The sequence below is a fragment of the Mycolicibacterium peregrinum genome, assembly GCF_001665625.1.
Lineage (GTDB): Bacteria > Actinomycetota > Actinomycetes > Mycobacteriales > Mycobacteriaceae > Mycobacterium > Mycobacterium peregrinum_B.
In genome coordinates, this window is sequence record NZ_LZSY01000144.1 from 1 (window position 1) to 4,022 (window position 4,022).

Annotated in this window: 6 protein-coding genes and 1 pseudogene; 6 read left to right on the forward strand and 1 reads right to left on the reverse strand. The window is 67.4% G+C overall.

Annotation, left to right across the window (positions count from 1 at the left end):
- Positions 1-327, forward strand: a pseudogene (locus A5779_RS22890) (tyrosine-type recombinase/integrase); the annotation flags it as partial.
- Positions 324-734: a DUF6262 family protein gene (locus A5779_RS22895; RefSeq protein ID WP_003882614.1), complete on the forward strand. Its 411-nt coding sequence runs from the start codon at positions 324-326 to the stop codon at positions 732-734. The pseudogene A5779_RS22890 and the gene A5779_RS22895, both read left to right, overlap by 4 nt.
- Here A5779_RS22895 and A5779_RS22900 read toward each other — a convergent pair.
- The gene (locus A5779_RS22900) at positions 731-1,390 is read right to left on the reverse strand and encodes a TetR/AcrR family transcriptional regulator (protein WP_003882615.1); all 660 of its coding nucleotides are present in this window, start codon (positions 1,388-1,390) and stop codon (positions 731-733) included. The genes A5779_RS22895 and A5779_RS22900 overlap by 4 nt on opposite strands.
- A 143-nt stretch (positions 1,391-1,533) precedes the next feature.
- Between A5779_RS22900 and A5779_RS22905 the strand changes: the two genes are divergently transcribed.
- The 4 genes from A5779_RS22905 to A5779_RS22920 form a co-directional block, all read left to right on the forward strand.
- On the forward strand, positions 1,534-2,046 hold the full coding sequence (locus A5779_RS22905) for a PaaI family thioesterase (protein ID WP_003882616.1): 513 nt from the start codon (positions 1,534-1,536) through the stop codon (positions 2,044-2,046).
- 59 nt (positions 2,047-2,105) lie between these two features.
- On the forward strand, positions 2,106-2,666 hold the full coding sequence (locus tag A5779_RS22910) for a TetR/AcrR family transcriptional regulator (protein ID WP_079710224.1): 561 nt from the start codon (positions 2,106-2,108) through the stop codon (positions 2,664-2,666).
- A gap of 73 nt (positions 2,667-2,739) precedes the next feature.
- Positions 2,740-3,165 carry a DUF6188 family protein gene (locus tag A5779_RS22915; protein WP_003882618.1) on the forward strand — a complete coding sequence of 142 codons (426 nt, stop codon included), beginning with the start codon at positions 2,740-2,742 and terminating at the stop codon, positions 3,163-3,165.
- A gap of 124 nt (positions 3,166-3,289) precedes the next feature.
- The coding region (locus A5779_RS22920; protein ID WP_165609821.1) for an MMPL family transporter at positions 3,290-4,022 on the forward strand (733 nt) is incomplete at its 3' end.

The following is a 4,022-nucleotide window of genomic DNA, read 5'->3' on the forward strand; positions in this document are numbered from 1 at the left end:
TGCGGGCATTTCGCCACCGACGCCACCCACCTCGACGAACTCAAAGATCAGCACGCCAAGACCACGGCGCTGGTCGAGATCAGACGTCAGCAGTACCGCCAGCGCACCGGCCGCGAACTCACCGATGACAACGTATGGGTCGCCCAACGCCTGCGCGAATTGCATTCCCTGCAAGCCATCCTGGACCGCCTGACCGCAGATCAACGCACCCATCAGGAGGCGATCGCCGGGGCCGGGACGGCCAACCGCATCCCGCTGCAACCTGTGGCCACCCGCGGTGCGCACGATTCAGCACTGCGCAAAGCCGATCCTCACACACCCGCATGACCGTCACCCCCGCCTCCCTCACCGCCCTTGAGGCCAGCGCCCGCAAACGCAGCGCCGACGTCGAGGCCCGTATCGATCGGGCCCTGAAGAAGATGCGCAAGCAGGGCCTCGACATCAACGTCAGCAGCCTGGCCCGCCACGCCGGAGTGTCACGCAGCGTCATCCACCGCCGCCCCCAACTGCGAGAACAGATCCGCACCACCCAGCCGCTGGCCGCCGCCCCCGATCCACCGCCACCACCGGCTACCGACACCGAGAGCAGCATCATCACCGCGCTACGGACCCGCCTGAAGGCACGAGACGCCCAGATCGCCGACCTGAAAGCCCAACTGCGCGAACGCGACCACATCATCGCGACCCTGCACGGGCAACTGGCCGGCAAACCCCACCCGGACACCAACTCCTAGCTGGCTGGTTGTGCGGGTCGCTGCGTGGTTTGCGCGGTGATGAAGTCGTCGACGATGCGGGTGCAGTCGTGGTGGCCGATGGCGCGTAGGCCGGTCATTCTGGCGAAGACCAGGGGGCCGACCAGTTGGCACAGTGCCAGTTCGATGTCGAGTTCGCCGAGTTGGTCGAAGGTTTCGGGGCTGTGCAGGATTTCGTCGAAAGGCCGCCGGTACTGCTCGATCACCCGGGTGCGCAGCATGCTGGCGGTGGCGTGTTGGCCGGTATCGCTGTCGCTGTCGTGCGTTTCGGTGGGGCCCAACGCGGCCCAGGCCAAGGTGGTGACGTGCAGCGGCGCTTCGGCGAACAGGTCGGCTTGGCGCGAGAGCAGTTCGATGAGCCGCTCACGCAGGGTGCCGCTGGTCGGGGCGGGCGGGATGACTTGGGGCAGAAGGCGTTCGAAGGTGGCCGCGAGCAGTTGTGAGGAACTGTTGAAGTGGCGGTAGAGGGTGGTGCGGGCGACCTTGGAGGCTTTAGTGACCGCGTCGATGGTGACGGCTTCGATCCCACCGGTTTTGAGCAGGTTGGCCGCGGCGTCGAGCAGTCGGGTGCGCGATCGGGTGCGGCGCGGGTCGACGTCGTCCTCGTCGTCGGGTGCCGCCGCGGGTTCTGTCCCCACCTGACCTCCTGGTGTTCCGATCGCCGGTGCGTTGCCCCCGCTCTCCCGGTTATGGTACCGATAGTAGCGCAGCGAAACTGCTAGTACCGGCGGTCCCGGGTCGGGACGCGGTGGCGGGGCTGCCCGGGTGTGAGGAGGCCGTGATGGGTGCTGATCAGCCGCAGCGGTTGCCGTCACACACGCCGACCTGCATGGGCTGCGGGCCGGACAATCCGCACGGTTTGCAGCTGGAGGTGTTTCGGTGCGGCGATGAGGTGTTCGCTGATCTGGTGTTCGATGAGCGTCATATCGGTGCGCCGGGGCTCGCACACGGTGGCGCGATCGCCGCGGCCTGTGATGACGTGCTGGGGTTTTCGTTGTGGATCGCGGCCACCCCGGCGGTGACGCGCCGTTTGACGGTGGACTATCTGCAGCCGGTGCCGTTGGGATGTACGCATCGGCTGACCGCGCGGATCGCCACCCGCGAGGGCCGGGCGTTGCATGTGGACGGGGTGGGGGTCGGCGTGGACGGTGTCACCCGGTTCACCGCCTCGGCGGTGTTCATCACGGTGGATGCGGCCCATTTCGCCGCCCACGGTGACATCAGCGGTTTCGGGGAGTTGTTCGCCGAGCTGGCCCGCTACGGTGGCGCCGGCCCCGACGCGGGGTCGCGGTGAGCGCGCCCACCGCCGCACCCCGGGACCGGGTGCGGCGCCCGCGCCGGCCGGCGGCCTCGGTGTGGGCGCGTCGCGAGGCGATCCTGGATGCCGCGTGGACGGTGGCCTCAGCACACGGTTTTGACGGTGTGCAGATGCGTGCGGTGGCCGCGCAGGCCGGCATTGCCGCCAGCTCGCTGTATCGGCATTTCCGATCCAAAAGCCATCTGCTGGTGACGGTGCTGGCCCGCGAATTCGAACGTCTCGACACCGAATTCGTCTGGAGTACCGGTGAACTGGCGCCGCAGGCCCGGCTGGGGCGGTTGACCACCCACCTGCACACAGCCTGGCAGGCCAACCCGCACCTGACCGAGGCGATGGTGCGTGCGTTCGTCGTGGCCGACACCGAGGCCACCAGCGCGATCGAGCACGCTGTCGCGGTGATCGAGGACATGCTGGCCCGCGCCCTGGGCGGGCCCACACCCAGCGCACATGACCGGGACGTGGCCAGCCTGATCGCCGACGTGTGGCTGGCCAACCTGATCGCCGTCATCGGCGGCCGGATCGATGCGGACCTGGCCCGCGAACGCATCGACCGCACAACCCGACAGCTGGTGCACGGCACCCACACCACCACTTAGCGATACTAGTAGTATCGCTGCGCTACTCCCAGTACCATAAAGCGACACAACGACGTGTCGAAGGGAGCCGGGCATGCATACCCCCTGGATCGAGCGGTGCACCGTTCAGCGTGTCTCGTTGCGCGACGGATTGGTGCTCGACCTCGACGATTACAACGAATTGGTGATCGCCACCCCGATCCGGCTGACCCTGCCGCCGATCGGATCGTCTTATCCCGAAGAGCAGGTCCTCATCGACCCGGGCAACGTCTCGGTCCAGCAGCGTCCGTTGCTGGACCTGGCCGGCGCGGTGTGCACGGGGGCGTGGTGCGACGAGGGCGGCGGGTTGCACCTGGGTTTTTCCCGCGGGCATCGCATCGATGTCGCCCCCCAGGAGGCCGCGACCTCCTGGGAGCTCTACGGCAAACGCCACGGCTACATGGCATGCCTGCCCCGCGGGCGGGTGCGGGTGGTGCGCCACGACCTGCCCGACGACGAATCTGAGGACACCGCAAGTTAATTCACCCCCCACCGCGCCCAGCCGCAACCATGGCCCGAAAGGTCGGCGCGGCCCTTCCGATCCTCGTGTGGGACTATTAGTATCGTAGCGATACCGATAGTTTCGTTTCTTGGGAGGCGTGGGGATGGGCGATCGAACCGGAGATGCTGGGCCTTCCCGTGGCCGGCGCGGCGTCGATCTGTCCGGATCTTCGGAATACAGCGCCCGGTTGGGTCGGCTCGCGGCGTTCACGGTGGGCCACAAGGCATTGGTGATCGGTGGATGGATCGCGGCCGCGGTGGTGCTGGCGCTGCTGTTCCCGCAGCTGGAGACGGTGGTGCGCCAACAGTCGGTCGATCTGATCCCGCGTGATGTGCCCTCGTTTCAGACCGTGGACCGCATGAGTGAGGCGTTCGGTGAGCAGGGCTCCAAGACGATGCTGTTCGTCGCGATGCAAGACCCGGCCGGTCTGACCCCCGATAATCAGCTGCGCTATCAGGATCTGGTGGGGCGGTTGCGCGCCGATCACGACCATGTCCTGCTGGTCCAGGATCTGCTGGCCGACCCGGTCACCAGAACCCAGGCGGTCAGCGGTGACGGCAAGGCCTGGTATCTGCCGGTCGGGGTGGCCGGCACGCTCGGTGATCCCACCGCGGCCGAATCCGTGCAAGCCGTGCGCGATCTCACCGACACGGCATTCGCCAACACGTCCACCACGGCCTATGTGACAGGGCCACCGGCCACGTTCGCCGATCAGATCGCCTCAGCCGAGCACGACCTGGTGTTCATTTCGATCGCCACCGCCGGGCTGATCGCGCTGATCCTGCTGATCGTGTACCGGTCGGTGTTCACCGCGCTGCTGCCGCTGCTGGTGATCG

Coding starts and splice junctions, on each gene's coding strand:
- A5779_RS22895 (WP_003882614.1), top strand. CDS start 324: ATGACCGTCACCCCCGCCTCCCTCACCGCCCTTGAGGCCAGCGCCCGC.
- A5779_RS22915 (WP_003882618.1), top strand. CDS start 2,740: ATGCATACCCCCTGGATCGAGCGGTGCACCGTTCAGCGTGTCTCGTTG.
- A5779_RS22905 (WP_003882616.1), top strand. CDS start 1,534: ATGGGTGCTGATCAGCCGCAGCGGTTGCCGTCACACACGCCGACCTGC.